3 protein-coding genes are annotated in these 4,479 nt (G+C 58.7%); all 3 read left to right on the top strand.

Annotation, left to right across the window (positions count from 1 at the left end):
- Nucleotides 1-1,142: Ig-like domain-containing protein (locus VZ95_RS05315; RefSeq protein WP_045774944.1), on the top strand; the 1,142-nt coding region annotated here is incomplete at its 5' end.
- Nucleotides 1,143-1,258: 116 nt separating this feature from the next.
- Nucleotides 1,259-2,842, top strand: coding sequence for a hypothetical protein (locus tag VZ95_RS05310; protein ID WP_045774943.1), 1,584 nt, complete (start codon nt 1,259-1,261; stop codon nt 2,840-2,842).
- 40 nt (nt 2,843-2,882) lie between these two features.
- Nucleotides 2,883-4,154, top strand: a complete 1,272-nt coding sequence (locus VZ95_RS05305; RefSeq protein ID WP_084627590.1) for a glycosyltransferase — start codon at nt 2,883-2,885, stop codon at nt 4,152-4,154.
- Nucleotides 4,155-4,479: the final 325 nt, after the last annotated feature.

Genomic DNA, 4,479 nt, shown 5'->3' with positions numbered 1-4,479 from the left:
GCAATAGCGGCGTCACGGTATCGACGCTGACGGTTCCGACCGATTTCACGCCAGTCGCCGGACAGCTTTTGTATATTCCGGTCGGTTTGGATACGACGGGCAAGACCTTGCCGGGGTATTTCATCAGCGTTAACTCGCCGAAAATTTCCACCTCCGATCCGCTCGACAATACCTCGGGCTTCAATCCTAAGGCCGATCTGTCGATTACCTTTAATAAGGAAGTGCAGCTCGGCACGTCGGGGAATCTGTATCTCTATAAATCCGATGGAACGCTGGTGGAGGTTTTCACGGTTAAATCCAGTCTCGTGAAAACAACCACGACGAAATTGACCCTTAACCCAACCGACGATCTTCTGACCAATGGCTCCTATTATATCAAGATGGATGCCGGGTTCTTGAAGGATAAGGACGGGAATAACTTCGCAGGGATCGCCGATACGACCACGCTGAATTTCAGCACGGGCCAGAGTTTGACCATCACGAATACCGGCGGGCAGATCACGGTGAGCGGTGTCGCGACGTTAACGTTGGTGGCGGATCTAACGGCGCAAACGATCAGCGGTTCGGCGATTGGCGGGAATACCGCGAATAATATCGATCTGTCGGGTGTGACCAGCTTCGGCGCACAGATTACCGGGAACGCCGCTGATAACGTGATCGTCGGCACCCGCTTGGCCGATACGCTGAACGGCGGCGACGGTTTCGATACGATCACCGGGGGCGCGGGGGCGAATAGCTTCGTGTTCAACACCACCTCCACCAAAGACGCCTCGGCGACCAAGTTCGACACGATCACCGATTGGCGCGCCGGAACCGACAGCAAGATCGATTTCACGTCCGATCTGATCTTGGGAACGCAAGTTTTCGTGGCGGGCGCAGGCGTGGCGACGATCGGCACCAAGGGCGTGGCGACCTTCAATGCCGCCGATAATACCCTCGCGCTGCATCTGGCGGCGGCGGAAGCGGCGGTGGCCGGCACGAATAAGGCGACGGTGATTTGGCAAGAAGGCTCCGACGCCTTCATTCTCATTAGCGACGGCACTGTGGGCCTCTCCACGAACGATGTGGTGATAAAACTGACGGGGGTTACGGTCGGCTCGGGGCTTACCATTGCCGGGGGCGACATTACGCTTATCGGTTGAGGCGCACGAGGCGTTGCAAATTTACGTCACTGCGCCGGAAACCTTTGGGCTGGGAGTTGTGTTTGTCCGAAAACTTCTGTTACGCTCCACGCCTAAGCTAGGAGGCTCGTTACCCCGTGAACTATAGCGGTCTCGCCAAAATCATCCCGTTCGTCCCGCGTGCGCAAGTGCGGGTCGGCCCCCCTTGGAGCACCGCAGAGCTCGGGGAGTTGTTCCGCGTGGCGCATGTGCTGCGGCAGTCGGGCATGATGGTTGAAACCGATATGGGCTTGTCGGACGAGGGCGACCCTTGGTTCGTTTTCTATAATAGCCAAACCGAAGACGTGATTGCCCATTTCGCCCGCATTAACGGCGAGATCATGGTGCATGGGCTGTCGGCTAATGGTCTTGTCAGCGGCGTCGATCTGAGCGATGTGATCCGCCGACTGAAGCCGGTTCAGGCGATGGAAAGCCAGCAGAAGAGCCAGGCCGAGCGCTCGGTTGTGTTTCATCCGTTCATGCTGCTGGTCGCTTTCGTGGCGGCGTCTTTCTTGGCGACCGAAGAAAGTCAGGCGGCGAGCGGCCCGCTCAAGGCCGGTGAGGCGGGCGATCATCGGGCGGCGGATGCCACCAAGATCAAAGCCGATTGGATCGACCGCGCCATGACCCTGCTGAACAGCAAGGGCAAGGACCGGGCGGATGCTGGGGCTTCCGATGCGCCGGGGTCGCGAAAAATGTCGGCGGGCGAAACGACGACGCAACATTCTATGGCGCTTGCCATGCTGGCGGCGGCGATTACCCAAGCCAATCAAATCGATAACGCGGAATTTACCGCCGATGCGATCGATTTGGCCGTGGAAACCAAAAATGCAGCCTTGCCCCATCAACTCGTCGCTGATGATGTGTCGCCCCAGGGCGACGCGGCAGTGGGGAGCGATGGCGTGCAAGGCAATGCCGCTCCCGTGCCGACGGTGGTCTCGGCCCATAATGCCGATCAGCCTGGTGCGGACTATAATCCGAATGCCGGGGCAGCAGGAACGGCCACGCTGTCGGGGAATCTCGAGTCGGCGAGCGGTTTGCCGCTTTTGACGGCCAGTGTTTCGGTCGCAACCCCTGTGGCGTCAGAGCTGTCGAGTGCCGCCGCGTTTGGCGCATCGCTGCTGTCGCAGGAGCATTTAGTGCCGGAAACGGCGTCGTTCGGGACAGCGCCTGCGACTGCCGGGGCGGTTACGACGATTGTCGGCAAGGCGACCGTGTCGACGCTAGCGGCGTCCGCCATCGTCTCGACGGGGCCGACGAGTTTCGATCTAACCCTTGATGGGGGGACGTTGCAGTTCCACCAGAGCCTTGTCGATATTCGGCTGCTTGAGCTTGTTGCCGGGCAAGGAAACACCCAAGAGCTCGGCGGGAAGGGCGGTGCCGTGTCCGCTGCCGCCGTTGCGATCCTCGTTGAGGGGCAAAATGGTAAAACCCTCACGCTGACCGATGCGCATGAAAGCGTGTTGATCGAGAAGGGGAATATTCAAATCAAGAATTTCACCTTCGGGGTCGATCAACTCATCTTGCAAGATCCGAGCTTGATGGCGCATACGCCTGAAGTTCTGTTCAGCTATACGGGCGACATTATTATTAGATTCAACGAAACGACGCGCGTTACCCTGATCGGCGTTTTCCAGGCTTCGGAAATGGTCATGGGCGTTGCGTCGGTTGAAGCCGTGTAAGTGAGAATCGCCCCATGTTTGGGGCGGTTCGGTTGCTGCCATGAAGCTGCTCTTCGTTCACCAGAATTTTCCTGGCCAGTTTAAATCGCTCGCCCCCGCCTTCGCGGCCATGAGTGATGTGACCGTGGCGGCGCTGTCCATGCAGGCGGGAAAGAGTTTTCCTGGGCTTCAAGCCTTCAGCCATGTGGCGACGCAGGGGACGACCCCGAACATCTCGCCGTTGCTGCTCGATACGGAAGCTAAGCTTATCCGGGCGTCCTCGGCGGTGAAAACAGCTCTGGCGATGCGGGACCAGGGGTTTACCCCCGATGTCATCGTCGCGCATCCAGGCTGGGGCGAAACGCTGTTTTTGGGCGAAGTTTGGCCTGCGGCGCGCCAGCTTCATTTTCTTGAGTTTTTCTACCATAGCCAGGGTGTCGATACCGATTTCGATCCGGAATTCGCGTCCACCGATTTCGACAATCGCCTCCGGGTTGCCAGCAAGCAGCCTGCCCCGCTGTGGGCGCTGCATCAGATGGACTGGGGACTGTCGCCAACCCGATGGCAGAAAGAAACCTATCCCCGCTGGGAGTGGGACCGGGTTTCGGTCATCCATGACGGGGTCGATACTCAGGCGATTGCGCCGCGTGGCGGGCTGAGCATGACGCTGAAAGAGGCGGGGGTGACGCTGCGCTCGGGTGATCCCATCGTCACCTTTGTGAACCGCAATTTAGAGCCGTATCGCGGCTATCATATTTTCATGCGGGCTTTGCCGGAAATTTTGGCGCAACACCCGACCGCGCAAATCATGATCGTCGGCGGCGAAGGGGTGAGCTATGGCGCCCCGCCACCGAAGGGCGGCCCCTCGTGGAAGCAGCGCTTTTTCGACGAAGTGTCGGATCGGATCGATAAGCGCCGGGTGCATTTTTTGGGGAATATCCCCTATCCCAGCTTTATCGGGCTGTTGCAGCTATCGGCCGCGCACGTTTACCTCACCTATCCTTTTGTCCTGTCCTGGTCGTTACTGGAAGCGATGGCCTGCGAATGCCTTATTATCGGCTCGCGCACCGCGCCGGTTATGGAGGTGATCGACGATGGAAAAGAGGGGGTTTTGGTGGATTTCTTCGATCCTGCCGCGCTGGCGGCGGCGGTTCTCGACGGTCTCAAGCGCCCGGAAGCCTATCGCGGCATGCGCCAAGCCGCGCGCCGCCGAGTGATCGAGAATTATGATTTGGCAAGTGTGTGCCTACCGGCCAAGTGGCGCTGGTGCGCTCGGTTAAGGCGCGCGCGCGCCGGGCGTAGGTGTCGCATTCCGGTAACGCCCCGTCTCTAAAAAAACCGTCAATGTTGGAAGAGACTTGTAAAATACCGGCCCTTCCCTACTTGTATTCCTGCTGCCTCTGGGAAGAGGGGCGTCGGTGAAACTTGCTCATGGCCGAATGGCATGTCAGGTTGACCCGATAGATTTTGTCGATTATGGCTTACGCGCTGCACAGCATACAGTAACTTGTTAACGGCCTGTGGGGGCCGATCCTGTTAGGGATCGCCCGGCGAAGAGTCGCCGGCCGTTCAAGAAAGGCGAGAAGGAGTGCGCCTAGGTGGCTCAAGTAAACAACGGAACAGCTAAGATCAGTGTTCTGAAGCAAGCCTTGCGTTCG

This window comes from Elstera litoralis, from assembly GCF_000963705.1.
In the GTDB taxonomy this organism is placed as follows: domain Bacteria; phylum Pseudomonadota; class Alphaproteobacteria; order Elsterales; family Elsteraceae; genus Elstera; species Elstera litoralis.
The sequence above is the reverse complement of the archived record's forward strand: the minus strand, read 5'-3'. Positions and strand labels throughout refer to the sequence as shown.